At 68.3% G+C, this 262-nt stretch carries 1 protein-coding gene; it reads left to right on the forward strand.

Features of this window, described 5'->3' with window-relative positions; all coding sequences use genetic code 11:
* The coding region (locus tag G7007_RS21940; protein ID WP_181105204.1) for a PAS domain-containing protein at positions 1–262 on the forward strand (262 nt) is incomplete at both ends.

Consider the following 262-nt stretch of genomic DNA (forward strand, 5'->3'; position numbering starts at 1 on the left):
GGTTCGAGACCGTGGAGGAATTCCCCGACGTGCTGGACAGCTGGGCCTCGCGCCTGCATCCCCAGGACAAGGAGGCCAGCCTGGTCGCCTTCGCCGCGCACCTGAACGACCGCACCGGCAAGACGCCGTTCGACATCGAGTACCGGTTGAAGATGAAAAGCGGCGAGTACCGCTGGTTCCGCGCCCGCGGGCAGACCCGCCGCGATGCCCAGGGGTTGCCGTTGCGGGTGGTCGGCGCGCTGGTGGATGTGGACCTCGAGCA

Origin of the sequence: Pseudomonas entomophila (assembly GCF_013523125.1) — a bacterium.
In the GTDB taxonomy this organism is placed as follows: Bacteria; Pseudomonadota; Gammaproteobacteria; order Pseudomonadales; family Pseudomonadaceae; genus Aquipseudomonas; species Aquipseudomonas entomophila_B.